Source organism: Secundilactobacillus odoratitofui DSM 19909 = JCM 15043, from assembly GCF_001434895.1.
GTDB lineage: Bacteria > Bacillota > Bacilli > Lactobacillales > Lactobacillaceae > Secundilactobacillus > Secundilactobacillus odoratitofui.
Window position 1 is genome coordinate 395,166 of the sequence record NZ_AZEE01000030.1, and the last position, 17,714, is coordinate 412,879.

Genomic DNA, 17,714 nt, shown 5'->3' on the forward strand with positions numbered 1-17,714 from the left:
GCTGTTTTTTGGAATTACTTATTAACAAAAGTTTATTGTGTACGAGTTAACCAACGTATGTCAATTCTTTTGAGGTGTGCGTGAATGGTTCGCACCCTGAATCTGTAATGTGGACACAATCTTCAATTCGGACGCCGGCAACACCTGGGATATAGATACCAGGTTCGATTGAGAAGCACATGCCAGGTTGAAGCACCATCTCATTACCTGCCATAATTGACGGGAACTCGTGTTCGCTCATACCCATCCCGTGGCCTAGTCGGTGAATGAAGTACTCGCCGTAACCGGCTTTGTCGATAATCGAGCGTGCAACTTGATCAAGTTCTGCTGCAGTCATCCCTGGCTTAGCAGCAGACTGGGCGGTCAATTGTGCTTCGAGACACACATCGTAAATCTCGCGTTGTTTAGCGGTCGGGGTCCCAAGGGCAACTGTCCGTGAAGCATCTGAGATGTAGCCATCCCAAATGGTACCAAGGTCAAATAAAATCAGTTCGTTTTGCTTGAACTTAGTGGCGTTTGTTGCGCCATGTGGTTCGGCGGCATGGGCACCTGCTTGAACGAGGGTATCAAAGCTCATTTGCATGATACCTTCTTTCATGAGGGCGTATTGGAGTTCGGCCACAACTTGTTGCTCGCTACGTCCTGCCTTAACTGCAGCAAACCCTTTTTCAAACGCAAAATCGGCCCATTTACCAGCGATATTGAGCTTTTCAATTTCATCAGGCGTTTTAATGACCCGTAACTGATTAATATATGGCGTGATATCTTTGTCGAAACTGGTGGTTGGCAAGACTCGCTTGAGCTGCTCTAGTCGATCAACAGTCAACTGATTCTTCTCTAAGACGATTTGCTTGGGATTGGCCACTCGGGTCTTAACCTGGGTTGCAATTAACTGCCAAGGATCTTCATGATCTAAATAACCGTAAACCGGGAATTTAAAGCCAGTTTCTTTGATGGCTTCGACTTCCAGTGCGGGTGCGAACATGAATGGATCTTGATCGGCGAAAACCACAAGGGCCAAAACCCGTTCAATTGGATCACTATAAAAACCCGTTAAATACTGAATGGTCCTTGGATCACTAATGTAGGCTAAATCTGCTTGATGTGTTGCTGTCCATTCTTGGACTTGTTCCAGTTTTGACAACGTAATCACCTCTACTTATGATAAGGTCATTATAACATGTTTCGATTTTGGCTAAGTGGTCTAGTTCGTAAATTATTATAAATAATACTAACTCTCGAAATGTATTGTGCGCTGTTGAATTGACATTACAAAGGTTCATTCGCAGCGAAGGCTGATATGATAGCTTTTTTCAGAAACTAATCAGACGTTTAGTCCTCGATTATCCTGTAAATCGTTTTCATCAGATAACCCTCAACCCGCGAAGTGGTCTTGAAAAGTGGGCGTTAATAGAGTATCATCAATATGAAAACGTTTTCAATTTGATTTCTGAAAACTATTCTGATATATTTATCAAGTTGTTGAAAATCAGTGAAAACAAATTAAACCAATAAAGAAAGGGCTATCGCAATGGATAAACAGACAGTAACAATATACGACGTTGCCCGTGAAGCCGATGTTTCGATGGCTACTGTATCACGAGTGGTTAATGGTAATCCCAACGTTAAACCGGCAACACGTAAGAAAGTTCTGGACGTCATCGAACGTCTAGATTACCGACCAAACGCAGTTGCAAGAGGATTGGCCAGCAAGAAGACGACGACAGTTGGTGTGATTATTCCGGATGTCACCAACGTCTACTTCTCAGCACTTGCACGAGGAATTGACGACATCGCCATGATGTATAAGTACAATATCATTTTGACAAATTCTGACGAAAATGGACGCAAAGAAGTCCAAGTGTTGAACACGTTGATGGCTAAGCAAGTTGACGGGATCGTCTTCATGGGAAATGACATCAGCGAGGAACTCCGCAAAGAGTTCGAGCGGGCAAAGACGCCAATCGTGCTTGCGGGTTGCGTTGATGAAAAGGGTGATATGCCAAGCGTCAATATTGACTACGCTGCTGCTGTTGAAGAAGCGGTTAAGAACTTGATTGACCGTGGTAACCAACGCGTGGCCTTTATTTCTGGCAGTCTCGACCATCCAATTAACCGTGACTACCGGTTGAAGGGTTACAAACAAGCGCTTAAGAAAGCTGGCATCAGATACGATGACAAGTTGGTTTTTGAAACCGACTACACATACAAGGCTGGTCAATTATTGCAACCAGCATTGCAATCAGTTAATGCCACTGCTGCGATTGTCGGTGACGATGAACTAGCCGCTGGCGTTATGAATGGTGTAACAGACGCTGGATTGAGTGTACCAGATGATTTCGAAATCATTACCAGCAATGACACCAAGTTAACCGAAATGGTTCGACCAAAGATGTCTTCAATTACGCAACCACTCTACGATATTGGTGCGGTTGCAATGCGTTTATTGACCAAGTTAATGAATAACGAACAGGTCGATGAAAAAACCATCTTGTTACCATACGGCTTGATGAAGCGTGATTCAACTAATTAGTGTACGATTTGAAGTGGTTTTGATTTTACGGCTAAATAATGACGTACGATCAAGGCCATTTTTATTGGCAATTAGCTGCCATGACGCACGCTAACCCTTGTATTGCAATTTATAGCGTGATATTATAATGTAGTCTGTATAAACGAATATATTTAAGAAAAGAGGAGTCGTGATATGTCAGGACATTCAAAATGGCATAACATCCAAGGCCGTAAAAACGCCCAAGATGCTAAGCGTGGTAAAATTTTCCAAAAAATCTCACGTGACTTGTATCAAGCCGCTAAAGCAGGTGATCCTGATCCAGCAAACAACCCTCAACTTCGATTGGTGATGGATAAGGCTCGTGCAGCGAACATGCCTAAGGACAACGTACAACGTGCGATTGACAAGGCCTCAGGTGTCGGTGGTGCGAAGTTTGAAGAGATCACTTATGAAGGCTATGGCCCAGGTGGGACAGCTATTATGGTGGCCGCTTTGACCGATAACAAGAACCGGACAGCTGCTGCCGTTCGTTCCGCTTTCACTCACCATGGCGGTTCATTGGGTGCTGCTGGATCAGTTTCTTACATGTTTGATCGTAAAGGTTATGTTGTGATCTTACGTGACGGTTTAGATGCCGATGAAGATACAGTTTTGATGGACGCACTTGATGCAGGTGCTGACGACATGAAAACTAGCGATGATCAATTCGAGATCTTCTCAGATCCTTCGAGTTTGACCGCCGTTCGTGATGCTTTACAAGAGAAGTATAACTTGGACACAGCTGAAGTTCGGATGTTCCCTGAGAACACTACTGAAGTTCCCGCTGAAAAAGTATCACAGTATCAAGGCTTAATTGACGAACTTGAAGACAACGATGATGTTTCAGATGTTTATGAAGCAGCAACGATGCCTGAAAGTGTTGAATAAGGCTTAACACATTCGTTAAATTTTGAAAGTGTGTCATTACCAATTTTTTGGTAGTGGCACACTTTTTTTGCGTCCTTTCATCTGGTGATTAAATAAACTTCAGTCAACTAAGCTGCGTAGCTAATTGCAGGAGGTGTCAAAATGATAGAACAACTTGGCATTAAGTTGCTATCGAATGCTGTCGAAGCTAATAGTTCTGACGTTCATATTTTACCTGAAACTGATCATTACAAGGTGGTCGAACATCGACTTGGGAAAGTGGTACCAATCTGTCAGCTCTCACGTCAAGAAGGGCAGCAATTAATTGCTCATTTTAAATACCGAGCCAATATGGCGATTACAGAAACCCGACGGCCCCAGCTAGGTGCGCTGACCTTAGAGATCGCTGAACATGAAATTCATCTTCGATTATCGAGCGTCGGTAATTTTTTGAACCAAGAGTCTTTGGTGATTCGGTTACTTAGACCACTTGCTCAGCAACAGTTGGCGTTTCTTAAGCCAGCCCAACTACGTGTTTTAACCGACTGGTGTCAGCACCGTGGCTTAGTTTTATTTGCTGGCCCGACCGGTTCTGGGAAAACGACAACGATTTATCAGCTTGCACAGCAGTTAAGCCAGGAATTAACCGTTTTATCGATTGAAGATCCGGTTGAAATCGTAGCACCCAATTTTTTACAACTGCAGGTGAATGAAGCGGCGACGATGACCTATCAAGCGTTAATTAAAGTAGCGCTAAGACACCGACCGGATGTTTTAATCGTTGGTGAGATTCGAGATCGTGAAACGGCCCAGGCGGCAATTGATGCAGCACTTAGTGGGCATTTAGTTTTGAGTACAGTTCATGCGCAAACTGCCCACGGTATTGTAACCAGATTAAGTCAACTTGCGATTGATCCAGACGTAGTCAAACAGGCCGTGATTGGCGTTGCCTACCAACGACTTATACCAACCATGGATGGTCAGGTTGCAGCGCTGTTAGATTTGGCTGCTGGTCCTGTGGATAATCAGTGGCAACAAGTTCAGGAAACAACGGCAGTCTGGAAGGAGGATCTAGCTGATGCCAAACGCACTAACAAAATTAGTCAGCAAACCTATGACCAGTTCAAAGCGGGTTAAAGCATGGCCCGTTAAGGTACAGGCCGAAGTTTTTCAAGTGATAAGTGATTTACTTGTGGTAGGTTTTTCGGTAAGACATGCAATCGAATTTTGTGAATTAATTTTTATTAAGCAGCAGGCACATTTGCGGCAAATCAACCAGGATTTACGTGCGGGTCAATCTGTCAGTGAAGCTTTTGGCACTGTCATTGATGAACAAATTAGGTTTCAATTGAAACTGGCAGAAGAACACGGTCAACTTGCAAGTAGCCTTGGCCAAATTAGCAGGCTACTTCAAACAGCCCATCAAAGGCAGCAAAAAATCAAGCGGTTGCTACAGTATCCCCTGGTACTGGTGGTTATCTTAGCCATGGTGATCATGGCAATGAAAATTTTAATCATGCCTCAGTTAACGGCATTGGCACCACCTACCCGAAATAGTCAACTGAGCTGGTGGTGGCTGGTAGTTGCGTTGCCATTTGCGGCAGCGATTGGATTGATAATCCTTTATGTCGCACAGCAACCAATTTTGCGACGGGTGCTAATTATCATCAAAATACCGTTAATTGGGCCAATTGTAAAACTATATTACGGCTATTATTTTCTAATGGCGTTAACCGTTATGTCGGAAGGTGGACTGGGATTTCAAGAAATTTTAGTGGTACTGAGACAAGGTAAGTCGACTACCTTATTACATCAGATTGCTGAACGGTTAGCTAACGACTTGGCAAACGGTGAGTGGTTAGCCAACGCAATCAAGCGATTTGGCTTCTTACCAATCGAGCTACAGTTAATTCTAAAGAGCGGTAAATCACAAACTACAATTGCCGAAGAGTTGACGGCGTTAACTGCACTTTATTATCAGAGATTGACCCAACGTTTAGAACGTCTGCTGTCAATGATTCAGCCGGCATCGTTTGCGATTATTGGCATGATTATTATTGGTGCTTACGCGAGTTTATTTTTGCCCATGTATCGAACAATTGGAGGTATGTAATGACAAAATTTAAGAAGGCCTTTACTTTATTAGAAATGACCATTGTTTTATTTATCATAGGATTACTTATTCTAATTATTGCACCAAATATCTCGTCACAAAAAAAGCACGCAAATGGCGTCCATACCGGCGCCATGACGACCGTAATTCAAACACAATTAGATACTTATTTAGAAACGACGCATCATAAAACCGCTAGTCTCTCAGAACTTCAACAGGCCGGTTATTTAACATCACGACAAGTCAAAATCGCCCAACAAGAGGGGATCAGTATCGATGGTCAACAAGTTAAACAAACCCCGTAATGGTTTTACGATGCTTGAAATGCTGGTGACGTTAATCATCGTGGCCGCAATTCTCTTACTGACGAGCATGAATAGTCGTCAATTTCAACAACGACAAATCGACCTAGAGCGGCATTTTTGGCAAACATTTGATAATTACTGGCAACAGGCACTATTTACAGCGCGACACGAGCACCGAGAAACTGTGATTCGAATGACCGGCACTGATGCGATCACATTCCGATCTAATCGAAAAACACAAACACTTAAGTTACCCGACAGTATGAGCGTCAAAGGCGATTATCGACTCACGATTCGAAAAGACGCAACGATTTCACCACAAACCGTTACATTGCTGTCGTCTGCCGGTAATTGGCGATATAAAATGATCATTCAGATGGGATGGGGAATTTATCGAATTGAACGCGAAACATACTAAAGTGGGTTTTATTTTAAGTGATGCTTTGATTGGCTTAATGTTAATCAGTTTAGGGTTAGTGACCTATGTCGAAGTCCATCATCAACTCCAAAATCAATTGATGACCAAAACTGAACGTCTGGATGAGGTTCGCGCTCAGTATGAACATCAAATGATTGAGATAAAGGAGGAGTAATATCATCGTTAGAGCAGGCTTTACTTTATTTGAAGCAGTTATTGCGCTGGCTGTGACAAGTATTGCAATTGTCAGTATTCAATTTGGCCTTCAGATGCTTAATGGGCAGAGCCAGCAGCGAGCTCAAGGGCAGTTGGCCTGGTACTATCTATTAGGTGAAATTGAATCAAAGGAGTATCATTTCTCATTAACACAGGTTAATAAATCAAGTGTCGAACTGAAGCAAGCGGCCGGTAAATTAAAGGGACGTCGGTTTATTTTAGCCGGTTATAAAGAACAGCTGATTTTAACGACGTTTAAAGGTGGTTACTTACCGGTGATGCGCCAAGTGGTTCGTTTTCAATTTCGTGAAGAGCACCACCATTTAAGAATCATGGTTACAACTAAACAGGGGCAACAATTTTCGGCATTGACTTCGGTGGAGGTCCCCCATGAAAAATCGTAGTGGCTTAATTTCGGTTTTAGCGTTATTCTTCTTATTGTTACTGACTGGTATCTTGGTAATTCAACTGGAAGGTTATCGGCGTCAACAGCGGGCATTTGATTCACTTATTTCACACTATGAATTAAAATTGCAAAGAGACCTTCACTCGAAATACCGGTAATTTCTCATTGTTCGCTTGAATTAGGTGTGAAATCTTTGTAAACTATAATCTGTGGATATTCTAATGACAGGAGGCTGACAACACTGGCTATTGAAGAAACGGAAGCGCTTTTTAAAGTCCTGGATGATTCTAGTGAACTGCTTAAAAAAGCGCTTGATACCTCGTATTTGGATGCATTTATTGAATCCGGTGACAACTTAATTGAGGGTAAAGTTCAGGTTGAAGATGGTCGACCGGCCCCACAGCTAGAACAACAGTTACAAACGCTGTATGACTCAGTCGATAAACCATCACTCTCAAAAGAAGTGGTTCGGCAGGCCGTCCAATTGGTAATGCTTAAAGCGATTCGTGAAGATGAGATTCAGGCAAATCACCAGTTAACGCCAGATACTATCGGTATGGTAATGGGGTATCTTGTTGTCCGATTATTTAAACAACAACCACTGACGATTTTAGATCCGGCCGTTGGAACAGCTAATTTGTTGACGACCGTTATGAATCAGTTGGCGGATGCGGTACATCAACCCATTGCTGGTATTGGCATCGACAATGATGATTCACTCTTGTCAGTTGCTGATATAAGCACGACACTTCAAGGTAATTCGGTGACGTTGCAACACCAAGATGCACTCGGTGAATTGTTGTTACCAGCAGTTGACCTGGTTGTGTCAGACTTGCCGATTGGTTATTATCCACTTGATGATAAAGTAACATCATTCAAGACACACGCGCAGTCAGGACATTCATACGTCCACCACTTATTGATGGAACAAGCAATGCAATACGTTAAACCGGGTGGATTTGGTGTATTCTTAGTACCAAGCCAATTATTTGCAACCCCAGAATCAAAGGGCTTATTGGCATGGTTGCAGGACACAGCTTATTTACAAGGATTTTTGGCTTTGCCAAAGGATCTGTTCACGGCGCAACAGTCCGAAAAATCAATCCTGCTCTTACAACGTCATGGTGGTCAAGCTAAGCAAGCTGATAAAGTGATGCTTGGCGAATTTCCATCGTTTAAAGATCAGGCTAATTTTTCGAAGTTTATTGCAGAAATTGTTGACTGGGAACAAGCAGATTTACTCAAATAACTAGATGTAAGGAGAATGTGACATGGGAAAAACACTTGCCGTTAACGCAGGAAGCTCAACATTGAAGTTTAAACTTTTCGAGGTGCCATCAGAGGACGTCATCACCAGCGGCGTTATCGAACGGATTGGTTTGAAGGATTCAATCGTAACCATCAAGTATGGTGACGGTCAAAAGTTTGAAAACACGCAAGATGTTGATACACATGAACAAGCGATTCACTTGATGCTTGATAAGCTGTTAGAGCTTAATATTATTAAAGACTATAACGAAATTACGGGGATTGGTCACCGTGTGGTTGCTGGTGGTGAATTCTTTACAGATTCAGTTTTAGTTGATGATGATGTTTTGAAGAAGATCGAGGATTTAGCAGAATACGCACCTTTGCATAACCCTGCAGAAGCAATGGGCATTCGGGCATTCAAGAAGATTTTGCCGGATGTTCCTAATGTGGCGGTGTTCGATACGTCATTCCATACCTCAATGCCACAAATCAACTATATGTATGCCATTCCTTACGAATACTATGACAAATTCGGTGCGCGTAAATATGGTGCCCACGGTACCAGTCACCGTTACGTTGCTGGCCGCGCCGCAGCTATGCTCGGCAAGCCACTTGAAGACTTGAAGTTGATTACGTTGCACATCGGTGCCGGTGCTTCAATTACAGCCATCAAGGATGGTAAGTCATTTGATACGTCAATGGGCTTCACGCCGCTAGCCGGGATTATGATGGCGACTCGTTCAGGTGACATCGATGTCTCACTTGTGACGTATTTAATGGAAAAATTGGACATTAAGAACCCGAACGACATGATCAACATTTTGAACAAGAAGTCAGGTTTAATTGGTGTCTCAGAAACTTCTGCTGATATGCGTGACCTGGAAAAGGTACAAGATGAAAACCCTAAAGCTCATCTTGCACGTGACATGTACATTAACCGCATCGTTCGTTACATTGGCCAATACGTGGCAGAACTAGGTGGAATTGATGCCATTGTCTTCACTGCCGGTGTTGGTGAAAACGACATTCCAATTCGTCAAGAAATTGCCGATAAGTTGGGTTACTTCGGTATCGCTGTTGATCCTGAAAAGAACCATATTCGCGGTGTTGAACGTGATTTATCGACTGCCGACGCGACTGTTAAGACGTTGTTGATTCCGACTGACGAAGAATTGATGATTGTTCGTGACGTTGAACGTTTAACTAAATAAAGCTAGTCGGTTGAACCAGTGCTGTTCTCAATAGGATTGGTCAATCGATACAATCGGATAACGACTCAAAATGTTGCCTTGCGGTGAGATTTTGAGTCGTTATTTTGTTATTTTCATAACTCAGTCGGGGTTGAAAGTAGCGATTAAAATGAATTGATGCTGCCAAATCATCAGATTTCTTCATGATTAAACCTGTTACATGCAAGTTATTCATCTAAAAATGAACAATCCTCATTAAGTTCATATGGCTATTAAACCGCCAATTAGATGGGGCATTGCGCAGAAAATGACTGCTACGATGGAGTGGCTCACTAAAATGATGAATTATGACGTGTATAATGAAAACTCGTGAAGGAGTGAAGTGTAAATGAAAAATGAAGAACCAACGGATCAGTTTTCACGAGGTCTAAAAAATCGGCACGTTCAGATGATTGCATTAGGCGGTACGATTGGAACGGGTTTGTTTTTAGGTGCTGGCGAATCGATTCATTTAACTGGCCCCTCAATTTTACTCGCCTACTTAATCGCTGGTATTGCGTGTTTTTTGTTAATGAGAGCTTTGGGGGAATTATTGCTCTCTGATTTAAGTGCTCATTCTTATATTGCCTTCATCCGTCGGTATTTGGGTGAACGATGGAGTTTTATCGCTGGTTGGACGTATTGGGTCTGCTGGCTTAGCATCGCGATGGCCGATTTAACGGCGGCTGGCCTGTACATGAAGTTTTGGCTGCCAGAGTTGCCACAGTGGGTAACTGGACTAACGATTCTGCTGATTTTAGTTGTCATTAACGCTGTGACGGTTCAAGCGTTTGGTGAAACTGAATTTTGGTTTGCCTTTATTAAGGTTGCAGCCATTATTGCACTGATTGTCATTGGTATTGTGATGGTGATTTTTCAGTTTAAGACACCAGTTGGACACGCTTCGGTGATGAATTTAGCAGACGGCAAAGTGTTCGCTCATGGTGCGAAGGGCTTTTTCTTATCATTTCAAATGGTGCTATTTGGGTTTATCGGCATTGAAATGGTGGGGATGACCGCTTCAGAGACCAATGATCCCAAAAACATTATTCCCAAAGCCATTAATGAGATTCCAATGCGCGTGATTTTGTTCTACTTGGGCTCACTGTTAGCCTTAATGTGCATTTATCCTTGGCACTATATTTCGCCTGATCAGAGTCCGTTTGTGGAAGTCTTTTCGGCGATTGGCATCAAATCGGCAGCGGCTATCATTAACTTTGTAGTGTTGACCGCGGCTGCATCAGCCTGCAATAGTTCCTTGTTTACGACCGGCCGAATGCTGTTTTCACTGACGTATGAAGGCAAGAGTAAACTGTCTAAAAAGTTAGGCACACTTTCCAGATCACAAGTGCCAGTCAATGCACTATTGTTTTCGGCGGTTATCATTGCAATTGTTGTCTTACTTAACCTGTTTATTCCAGGTAAGGTATTTACGTTAATTTCAAGTATCGCGACAACTTGCTTTTTGTTCATTTGGGGGTCGATCGTCTTGGCACACCTCAAGTACCGAAAGCAATTAAGCAAAGAAGATGCGCAGAAGATGACGTTCAAAATGCCATTTGCGCCATTTTCTGATTACTTTGTATTAGCTTTCTTGGCAATGGTTGGCATCGTCTTGCTATTCCGGTTCGAAACGTTAATTGCATTAATTGGCTCGATTCTTTGGCTAATTGGTCTCTGGTTGGTAAAAGTATTAATGGATCGCGAAAAATCAAGTCTTTAACCATTTTTAAATATAGAAGGGCCGCTTAACTGAAACTATGGTTAGGCGGCTTTTATGATGCAACAATCATTAGCTTTGTTGCCAAGACCTTGTATTAATCGAGATTATTCGAAAATCCTGAATCAAAAGTTAGGTCATCAATTTCTCGGACATGTTAAACTAGTAGGGACGAGTTTAACGAAAATACGTTTCATAAAAGAAGGGGTAACCGTGCAACTGTATTTCACTGCAGATACGCATTCTTTTCATAAAGATTTATTAGGGGATTCTGACTTTGCCCCACGACCGTTCAAGGATGTTGCTGAAATGAATCAAACAATTATTGATCATTGGAACCAACGGGTGACACCTGAAGACACTGTATATCATTTGGGTGATATCGCGTTGTATTTTATTCGGCCAGAGCGTGCAGCTCAAAAAGCAATCTTTGACGTGTTAAACCAGTTGAATGGCCATCTGGTATTAATCAAAGGGAATCATGATAATCGCGCCTTGTTCAAATATCTGGCGCAGCATAACTATGATTACGGTGGCCGGCCTAAGTTTGAATTTCATGACGTGGGCACCATCATCAAGGTTAATCACCGCCAATATTATCTCACCCATTATCCAATGATGATGGGAATCGTCAAACAAATTATTAACCTACATGGTCATATCCATCATTACGCGGTGAACATTAAAGAAGATATCAACGTTGGGGTTGATACGCCAGAAACTGACTATTTGGTTCATAAGCCGGCATTTGGGACCCCACTTTCAATGGCAGAAATTGAAATGATGGTGACCGGCAAGAATGAAGACTTTCAAAAACGACATTAGTGACGATTGGAGTTCAAACAACATGGAAAAAATTACGATTTTACACACCAACGATCTCCATTCTCACTTTGAAAATTGGCCTAAAATTAGACGTTACCTTTTGACTGAAAGACAACGTTACATAGCCGCGGGGCATACGGTGCTGACCTTTGATATCGGTGACGCTATGGATCGTGCCCACCCGCTAACTGAAGCAACTAATGGTCAGCGTAATGTTTCGTTGATGAATGAGATTGGTTATGATGCAGTGACTATTGGGAACAATGAAGGCCTAGGTAATTCTAAAGCTGAACTGACCCACCTGTATGATCACGCCAATTTTGACGTCATTTTAGGCAACTTATTGACCATGCCACAAAAAAGCCAGCCTAAGTGGGCGCTTCCCGGAAAAATTATCGAGACACAAAGTCATACGCGGGTTTTAGTGTTAGGGTTAACAGCCCCGTACACGCTCACTTACCCATTATTAGGCTGGCAGCCAATTTCAGTGGAGCGGATGTTACCCAGATTATTACGGCAGTATGAAGGTCAGTACGACATTGTGGTCTTGTTGTCACATCTAGGTTTGGACGTCGATCGATGGGTCGCAAAACGATTTCCTGAAATTGACGTCATCCTCGGCGCCCACACGCACCATTTGCTGGTCCACGGGGAGGAAGTCTCCCAAACATTACTGGCCGCAGCAGGTAAGTATGGTGAATACGTTGGCACTGTTCAACTTAACTTAACGGATCATCACATTGTTTCACATCAAGCCAGTGTGGTTAAAACTGATAATTTGCAAGCTGCTACGGCCGACCGAACGGAAATCAATGGTTACGTGACGCAAGGGGAACAACTATTACGTGAACAACGTATCGCTCAGCTACCATTAGCAATGGAAAAAAATTGGCAGGGCCATTCTCGCTTAATGAGTGAGGGGTTGGCAGCACTTGAAGACTATGGTCAAACGGATGCAGCCATTTTGAATGGTGGGTTATTTATGCGCGACTTGCCGGCGGGCGTCATTACCCGTAATGAACTGCATCAATTGTTGCCACATGCCATGCACGTCATGCGGGTGACTTTAAGTGGTGATAACTTGTGGCGTCTGGTAATGGAAATGGAAAAGAATCGCCGTTTTTTAAGTCGCTTTCCAATTCGTGGGATGGGTTTTCGTGGTGAACTATTTGGCTCATTGAGTTATTCAGGGATCACTTACAATGAACATGAGCAAACCGTTTTGTTTAGAGGTGAACCACTGTCACCGTTAAAGGCATATACAGTAGCGATGCCGGATCACTATTTGTTTATTCCGTTTTTCCCCACAATTTCAATTGTCGGTCAAAATCAAATTTTATATGGTAAACTTTTAAGGACGGTACTTGGCGATTATCTTGCCAAACAATATCCAATCTTGGGAAAGGAGGACGAATCAAATGGATAAAAAAACGTTACAGACACTCATCGATGATGCACGGTTAAAACGTGAACCGGGCGGTGTTATCGTTGTTGTTGATGAAACGCATTATCAAATTAACGACCACCCGTATGAGCTCGTGGCTAACTATCGTGACGGTTTTGACCGTAGCGAGTTGAGTGATCGGTTTAACACTTATTTTTCTAGGTATGATTACTTAGTTGGTGATTGGGGTTTTGGTCAGCTTCGCTTGCGTGGCTTTTATGCCGATTCGCGTAATGTTGCGGGTGAACTCAAAATCAGCGCTTTACAGGATTATTTAGACGAGGCCTGCAACACTGGTTGTCCCTACTTTGTGATGCATAATGAAGACGTCAAAGTGGCTGTGCCAAAGAAGAACGGTCGTCAACGCGAAGGTGGCCGCAATCATTCACGTCATCAGACACGTGGACAATCGCAATCGAAGACCCATCAGGTTAAGTCACAACCGCAAACGGGTAATCGTTCAAATCGTTCGCAATCAACCAACCATCAACCAGCCAATGAGACGTCGGCTGGTTCACACCCGAAGCGCCGACATCAAGCTAACAAGCAAAAGGCCTACACGGTTGAGAAGGTCAAACCGGTCAAGCCAACACCATTGAGTCAACGAAAGGGTACGGTTAAAACGGTTGGGCATAGTCAACACCGCAAATTTACAATTAGAGAGAAAAAGGACTGATCAATTGATGTTCAAACACTATGATAGCTATTTTATCGATCTGGATGGCACGATTTATGCCGGTAAAAGACGGATTCCAGCGGCAAAACGGTTTATCGAAAGACTGCAACAACATCACAATCAGTTTATGTTTGTCACCAACAACACGACCAAGTTGCCTGCGGACGTGGTTGCAAACTTAGCTGATAACCATGACATTCACGTCACCGAGGCCAACGTTTACACGGCTGGGTTGGCAACTGCCGACTACGTGGACAGCATTGCTCACCCGGGACACAAAAAAGTTTATATTATCGGTGAAATTGGCTTGGTTCAGGCGTTTTTGAACAAGGGCTTTGTGCTGACCGAACGCAATCCTGATTTTGTTGTGGTTGGACTGGACTCGGACGTGACCTACCATAAGTTTGAAATTGCGACGTTAGCAATTCGAGCAGGTGCCAAGTTTATCGGAACTAATCCCGATTCCAATATTCCTAATGAAAGAGGAATGTTGCCGGGTGCTGGTTCGTTGGTCGAGATGGTCGCTTATACGACGCAACAGCGACCAGTATATGTTGGTAAACCTGAGCCCATTATTATGGCGAATGCGCTCAAACGAAGTGGTTTGAGGAAAGATCAAGTCGTAATGGTTGGCGATAATTATAAAACTGACATTACGGCTGGTCTGAATTTTGGCGTTGACACCTTGTTAGTTTATAGTGGTTTGTCGACACGGGAACAGGTGCAATCACAAGCCATCGCGCCAACGTATGAAATTGATAGTCTAGATGATTGGGAGCTGCTTGATGAATAGAGTTAAAAACGGTTTGATGTGGAGCTGTTTATTCTTGGCTATTGTGTCTTTGGCAATTTTTTTGACGATTAACAGTGTTTGGCTGTACAGTTTAAACGTTAGATTAGGCCATTTATCGAAATTAGTCACAATTTCTTCTCATCGGATCATTCAAAATTATGTTCAATTATTGGCATATTTACAGTTACCCTGGATTGGTCATTTAGACATGATGGATTTTCCGTCTTCGCCAAGTGGCCTTCAGCATTTTAAGGACGTTAAAAACTTGTTCTTACTGAATAACGCAGTCCTCATTATTACGATTGGACCCGCGATTTACTGGTTACGACAATTGATTTTGCGTCGACAAGTTTGGCGACTGATTCGACCTTTTCAAGTTGCAGCCGTTGTGCCAGTGATGGCAGGGTTAATGATGCTGGTTAATTTCAATCAGTTTTTTATTACTTTCCATAAATTGTTGTTCCGCAACTCTGATTGGCTATTCAACCCGCAGTTTGATCCGGTGATTACCGTATTGCCAGAGAGCTTTTTTTCACAGTGTTTTGTGTTAGCCTTCGGTTTATTCGAACTGATGATGCTACTGGGTGTGTGGTATGGCAAACGCTCATTTTCACAGTTTAATCAATAACGACAAAAAAGGTCGCAAATTCCAACTGGAGTTTGCGACCTTTAATTTAGTGGACTTGAATGTCATTCACTGACTTGGCGACTGCTTTTGAGGACGCCGACCAGTGCGGGAATCAATGAGATAACGATGATGCCAATCACAACGAGTGAGAAGTGGGCTTTAACAAACGGAATATTGCCAAAGAAGTAACCACCGCCACAGCACAAAGCCACCCAACAGAGCGCTGCAGAAACGTTGTACTTCAAGAACGTACGATAGTCGTAGTCTGAAGTGGCGGCAACGAATGGTGAAAAGGTTCTGATGATCGGCATAAATCGTGCTAAGAATATCGCAATCATGCCGTGCTTTTCGAAAAAGTGTCTTGCGTCGGTTAAATTCTTTTCTTTAATAAACTTACCAAAGAAGCGGTGTCGCGTTAACGCAATCCCAACTCGACGACCAATAAAGAAGTTGGTTGAGTCGCCTCCGATTGCTGCCAGCAAGAAAATACCGATAAATAACCAAATACTCAAATGGTAATTCGGGTTGGCGGCCAAGGCGGCGGCAGCAAAGAGTAGTGAATCGCCTGGTAAAAATGGTAGGATAACTGCACCAGTTTCGACAAAGATGATCAAAAACAGGATGCCATAGGTCCACCCACCAAAAGTGTTCACGATATTGATCATGTGATTATCAATATGAAGGACGAAATCAATCAGTTGGCTCATAATTAGTTATTTCCTTTCAATACATGAGATGTTGATATTGTAGCAGAAATCAACTGATTTGAGAAAAATTCTGAGGAAGCTTAGTGAAAACAATAGGAATTTTATTCGTTTTAATGTGCCATGGCTTAACCCATGAAGCTTGCTTTTAAATTTAAATCATGGATAATAGTATTGAATGAAAATATGGAGGTATTAAGTTGAATTTTCCTCAATTACAAACAGATCAAACAAACGGTCCACGCGCAATGATTCACACGTCAATGGGCGATGTCGAGGTTCAGTTGTTTCCTGAACAGGCTCCCAAGGCGGTTGAAAACTTTGTGACATTAGCTAAACAACAGTATTATGACGAAGTTATTTTTCACCGAGTTATCAGTGATTTTATGATTCAAGGTGGTGACCCAACTGGCACAGGTATGGGTGGCGACAGTATTTGGGGCGAGCCATTTGAAGATGAATTTTCAAAAGAACTTTATAACTTACGCGGTGCGCTATCAATGGCCAATAGTGGTCCTAACACGAATGGCAGCCAGTTCTTTATTGTTCAAAATCAACACATGTCTGCGCAACTCACTGAACAGATGAGTGAAGCGAAATTCCCTGAAGAAATCGTAACGGCTTATCAAAAGGGTGGAACCCCTTGGCTCGATTTTAGACACACCGTATTTGGTCAGGTTGTTTCTGGAATGGATGTTGTGGACAAGATGGCGGCGGTTAAAACGGATGCTGCTGATAAACCACTTGAAGACATTGTTATTGAGTCGATTACAATTACTGACTAAAGTATCATTTACTTTGAAACTAAATGAGGAATCAGGTCAGTCAGACCGGATTCCTTTTTTGTTTACTGTTTATACAATATAAGTAGGAGGGTGTTTTTTATGAGAATTGGCGATCACGTTCATGGCACTGTCACCGGGATTCAACCCTACGGTGCTTTTGTTAATTTAGCAGAGAACGTACAGGGCTTGATTCATATTTCCGAGTGTCACTATGGATTTGTTAAAGATATTCATGAGTACTTGACCGTTGGAGATGAAATTGACGTCGTTGTTTTGGACATTGATGAGTTTACTGGTAAAATTTCGTTATCGCTTCGTTGTCTTGAAGAAGAGCAAGTATCTTTGCAACCAGTAGCACCACAGGGTGAGGTTCATCATAAACATTACTGGACGAATCGAAATGTCCACGAGGGTTTTGCACCGATTCAAAAACGGCGTCATGCATGGGAGCAAGAAGCTTTAAATCAATTTGTAAAAAAATAATTCAAGATATTTGAGATTTGTTCTTGACCTTGCCTTTAATTGCTGGTAATATTTTACCTGTTGTTAACGAGCACATTATTAGTTTACCGCATAATTATGCAGGATATAATTAGTACTTGCTTTTCGTTACAACGAAACTGATTCAACTTGAAAACGAAAGATATGTTAATGAATAAAGATTCAAAATAATCATTGACATTAAATTTTATCTTAGTTATACTAATTGAGTTGAGTCATTTATGTAGACCTTTGAAAACTGAACAAAGTTTCGTTTCACAAATGTGCAGGGTATATCAC

Annotated in this window: 21 protein-coding genes; 19 read left to right on the forward strand and 2 right to left on the reverse strand. The window is 42.5% G+C overall.

All coding sequences use genetic code 11. From position 1 onward, the window contains the following. Window positions 1-46: 46 nt before the first annotated feature. Window positions 47-1,144, reverse strand: coding sequence for a M24 family metallopeptidase (locus tag FD04_RS12100; RefSeq protein ID WP_056949048.1), 1,098 nt, complete (start codon window positions 1,142-1,144; stop codon window positions 47-49). A 387-nt stretch (window positions 1,145-1,531) separates the two neighbouring features. On the opposite strand from FD04_RS12100, the gene ccpA reads away from it, so the two are divergent. The 17 genes from ccpA (at window position 1,532) to FD04_RS12180 (ending at window position 15,445) form a co-directional block, all read left to right on the forward strand. Next, a complete protein-coding gene (gene ccpA / locus FD04_RS12105; RefSeq protein WP_054701441.1) occupies window positions 1,532-2,533 on the forward strand; it encodes a catabolite control protein A in 1,002 nt (333 codons plus the stop codon). Window positions 2,534-2,707: 174 nt separating this feature from the next. After that, window positions 2,708-3,442: a YebC/PmpR family DNA-binding transcriptional regulator gene (locus FD04_RS12110; protein ID WP_056949050.1), complete on the forward strand. Its 735-nt coding sequence runs from the start codon at window positions 2,708-2,710 to the stop codon at window positions 3,440-3,442. A gap of 141 nt (window positions 3,443-3,583) precedes the next feature. Beyond that, window positions 3,584-4,558 carry a competence type IV pilus ATPase ComGA gene (comGA, locus tag FD04_RS12115; RefSeq protein ID WP_056949052.1) on the forward strand — a complete coding sequence of 325 codons (975 nt, stop codon included), beginning with the start codon at window positions 3,584-3,586 and terminating at the stop codon, window positions 4,556-4,558. Beyond that, on the forward strand, window positions 4,500-5,534 hold the full coding sequence (locus tag FD04_RS12120; protein ID WP_056949055.1) for a type II secretion system F family protein: 1,035 nt from the start codon (window positions 4,500-4,502) through the stop codon (window positions 5,532-5,534). Before comGA ends, FD04_RS12120 begins: the two co-directional genes overlap by 59 nt. Next, entirely contained in the window at window positions 5,534-5,839 is a 306-nt protein-coding gene (locus FD04_RS12125; RefSeq protein WP_056949057.1) for a prepilin-type N-terminal cleavage/methylation domain-containing protein, read from the forward strand. Before FD04_RS12120 ends, FD04_RS12125 begins: the two co-directional genes overlap by 1 nt. After that, the gene (locus tag FD04_RS12130) at window positions 5,811-6,257 is read left to right on the forward strand and encodes a type II secretion system protein (RefSeq protein WP_054701459.1); all 447 of its coding nucleotides are present in this window, start codon (window positions 5,811-5,813) and stop codon (window positions 6,255-6,257) included. The genes FD04_RS12125 and FD04_RS12130 overlap by 29 nt, the downstream gene beginning before the upstream one ends. 1 nt (window position 6,258) lies before the next feature. Continuing rightward, window positions 6,259-6,432, forward strand: a complete 174-nt coding sequence (locus FD04_RS12135) for a type II secretion system protein (RefSeq protein WP_235805700.1) — start codon at window positions 6,259-6,261, stop codon at window positions 6,430-6,432. A 52-nt stretch (window positions 6,433-6,484) separates the two neighbouring features. Next, on the forward strand, window positions 6,485-6,877 hold the full coding sequence (locus tag FD04_RS12140; RefSeq protein WP_054701462.1) for a competence type IV pilus minor pilin ComGF: 393 nt from the start codon (window positions 6,485-6,487) through the stop codon (window positions 6,875-6,877). Then, window positions 6,864-7,037, forward strand: coding sequence for a hypothetical protein (locus FD04_RS12525; RefSeq protein ID WP_156660470.1), 174 nt, complete (start codon window positions 6,864-6,866; stop codon window positions 7,035-7,037). Before FD04_RS12140 ends, FD04_RS12525 begins: the two co-directional genes overlap by 14 nt. Window positions 7,038-7,111: 74 nt before the next feature. Then, window positions 7,112-8,128 carry a class I SAM-dependent methyltransferase gene (locus FD04_RS12145; RefSeq protein WP_235805703.1) on the forward strand — a complete coding sequence of 339 codons (1,017 nt, stop codon included), beginning with the start codon at window positions 7,112-7,114 and terminating at the stop codon, window positions 8,126-8,128. A gap of 22 nt (window positions 8,129-8,150) precedes the next feature. Beyond that, window positions 8,151-9,341: an acetate/propionate family kinase gene (locus tag FD04_RS12150; RefSeq protein ID WP_056949063.1), complete on the forward strand. Its 1,191-nt coding sequence runs from the start codon at window positions 8,151-8,153 to the stop codon at window positions 9,339-9,341. Window positions 9,342-9,708: 367 nt separating this feature from the next. Then, window positions 9,709-11,082 (forward strand): amino acid permease, encoded by a 1,374-nt coding sequence (locus FD04_RS12155; RefSeq protein ID WP_056949065.1) that lies wholly within the window; start codon window positions 9,709-9,711, stop codon window positions 11,080-11,082. 210 nt (window positions 11,083-11,292) lie between these two features. Beyond that, complete coding sequence (locus FD04_RS12160) at window positions 11,293-11,904, forward strand: metallophosphoesterase family protein (protein ID WP_235805701.1); 612 nt, start codon at window positions 11,293-11,295, stop codon at window positions 11,902-11,904. Window positions 11,905-11,926: 22 nt separating this feature from the next. Beyond that, a complete protein-coding gene (locus FD04_RS12165) occupies window positions 11,927-13,330 on the forward strand; it encodes a bifunctional metallophosphatase/5'-nucleotidase (protein ID WP_056949095.1) in 1,404 nt (467 codons plus the stop codon). After that, window positions 13,323-14,024, forward strand: a complete 702-nt coding sequence (locus FD04_RS12170) for a YutD family protein (protein ID WP_056949067.1) — start codon at window positions 13,323-13,325, stop codon at window positions 14,022-14,024. Before FD04_RS12165 ends, FD04_RS12170 begins: the two co-directional genes overlap by 8 nt. Before the next feature lie 7 nt (window positions 14,025-14,031). Next, window positions 14,032-14,817 carry a TIGR01457 family HAD-type hydrolase gene (locus FD04_RS12175; protein WP_056949069.1) on the forward strand — a complete coding sequence of 262 codons (786 nt, stop codon included), beginning with the start codon at window positions 14,032-14,034 and terminating at the stop codon, window positions 14,815-14,817. Continuing rightward, window positions 14,810-15,445: a TIGR01906 family membrane protein gene (locus FD04_RS12180; RefSeq protein WP_056949071.1), complete on the forward strand. Its 636-nt coding sequence runs from the start codon at window positions 14,810-14,812 to the stop codon at window positions 15,443-15,445. Before FD04_RS12175 ends, FD04_RS12180 begins: the two co-directional genes overlap by 8 nt. A 62-nt stretch (window positions 15,446-15,507) precedes the next feature. On the opposite strand, the gene FD04_RS12185 is transcribed toward FD04_RS12180, so the two are convergent. Then, on the reverse strand, window positions 15,508-16,152 hold the full coding sequence (locus tag FD04_RS12185) for a VTT domain-containing protein (protein ID WP_054701471.1): 645 nt from the start codon (window positions 16,150-16,152) through the stop codon (window positions 15,508-15,510). Between the two features lie 197 nt (window positions 16,153-16,349). Between FD04_RS12185 and FD04_RS12190 the strand changes: the two genes are divergently transcribed. Together FD04_RS12190 and FD04_RS12195 are read left to right on the forward strand one after the other, a co-directional pair. Further along, window positions 16,350-16,934 (forward strand): peptidylprolyl isomerase, encoded by a 585-nt coding sequence (locus FD04_RS12190; protein WP_054701475.1) that lies wholly within the window; start codon window positions 16,350-16,352, stop codon window positions 16,932-16,934. A gap of 99 nt (window positions 16,935-17,033) precedes the next feature. Continuing rightward, window positions 17,034-17,417, forward strand: coding sequence for a CvfD/Ygs/GSP13 family RNA-binding post-transcriptional regulator (locus FD04_RS12195; protein ID WP_054701478.1), 384 nt, complete (start codon window positions 17,034-17,036; stop codon window positions 17,415-17,417). Window positions 17,418-17,714 lie beyond the last annotated feature (297 nt).

What these genes read in the sequence shown, in the direction of transcription:
- ccpA (WP_054701441.1), top strand. Translation starts at nt 1,532, where the DNA reads ATGGATAAACAGACAGTAACAATATACGACGTTGCCCGTGAAGCCGAT.
- FD04_RS12110 (WP_056949050.1), top strand. Translation starts at nt 2,708, where the DNA reads ATGTCAGGACATTCAAAATGGCATAACATCCAAGGCCGTAAAAACGCC.
- comGA (WP_056949052.1), top strand. Translation starts at nt 3,584, where the DNA reads ATGATAGAACAACTTGGCATTAAGTTGCTATCGAATGCTGTCGAAGCT.
- FD04_RS12120 (WP_056949055.1), top strand. Translation starts at nt 4,500, where the DNA reads ATGCCAAACGCACTAACAAAATTAGTCAGCAAACCTATGACCAGTTCA.
- FD04_RS12125 (WP_056949057.1), top strand. Translation starts at nt 5,534, where the DNA reads ATGACAAAATTTAAGAAGGCCTTTACTTTATTAGAAATGACCATTGTT.
- FD04_RS12130 (WP_054701459.1), top strand. Translation starts at nt 5,811, where the DNA reads ATGGTCAACAAGTTAAACAAACCCCGTAATGGTTTTACGATGCTTGAA.
- FD04_RS12525 (WP_156660470.1), top strand. Translation starts at nt 6,864, where the DNA reads ATGAAAAATCGTAGTGGCTTAATTTCGGTTTTAGCGTTATTCTTCTTA.
- FD04_RS12150 (WP_056949063.1), top strand. Translation starts at nt 8,151, where the DNA reads ATGGGAAAAACACTTGCCGTTAACGCAGGAAGCTCAACATTGAAGTTT.
- FD04_RS12155 (WP_056949065.1), top strand. Translation starts at nt 9,709, where the DNA reads ATGAAAAATGAAGAACCAACGGATCAGTTTTCACGAGGTCTAAAAAAT.
- FD04_RS12165 (WP_056949095.1), top strand. Translation starts at nt 11,927, where the DNA reads ATGGAAAAAATTACGATTTTACACACCAACGATCTCCATTCTCACTTT.
- FD04_RS12170 (WP_056949067.1), top strand. Translation starts at nt 13,323, where the DNA reads ATGGATAAAAAAACGTTACAGACACTCATCGATGATGCACGGTTAAAA.
- FD04_RS12175 (WP_056949069.1), top strand. Translation starts at nt 14,032, where the DNA reads ATGTTCAAACACTATGATAGCTATTTTATCGATCTGGATGGCACGATT.
- FD04_RS12180 (WP_056949071.1), top strand. Translation starts at nt 14,810, where the DNA reads ATGAATAGAGTTAAAAACGGTTTGATGTGGAGCTGTTTATTCTTGGCT.
- FD04_RS12185 (WP_054701471.1), bottom strand. Translation starts at nt 16,152, where the DNA reads ATGAGCCAACTGATTGATTTCGTCCTTCATATTGATAATCACATGATC.
- FD04_RS12195 (WP_054701478.1), top strand. Translation starts at nt 17,034, where the DNA reads ATGAGAATTGGCGATCACGTTCATGGCACTGTCACCGGGATTCAACCC.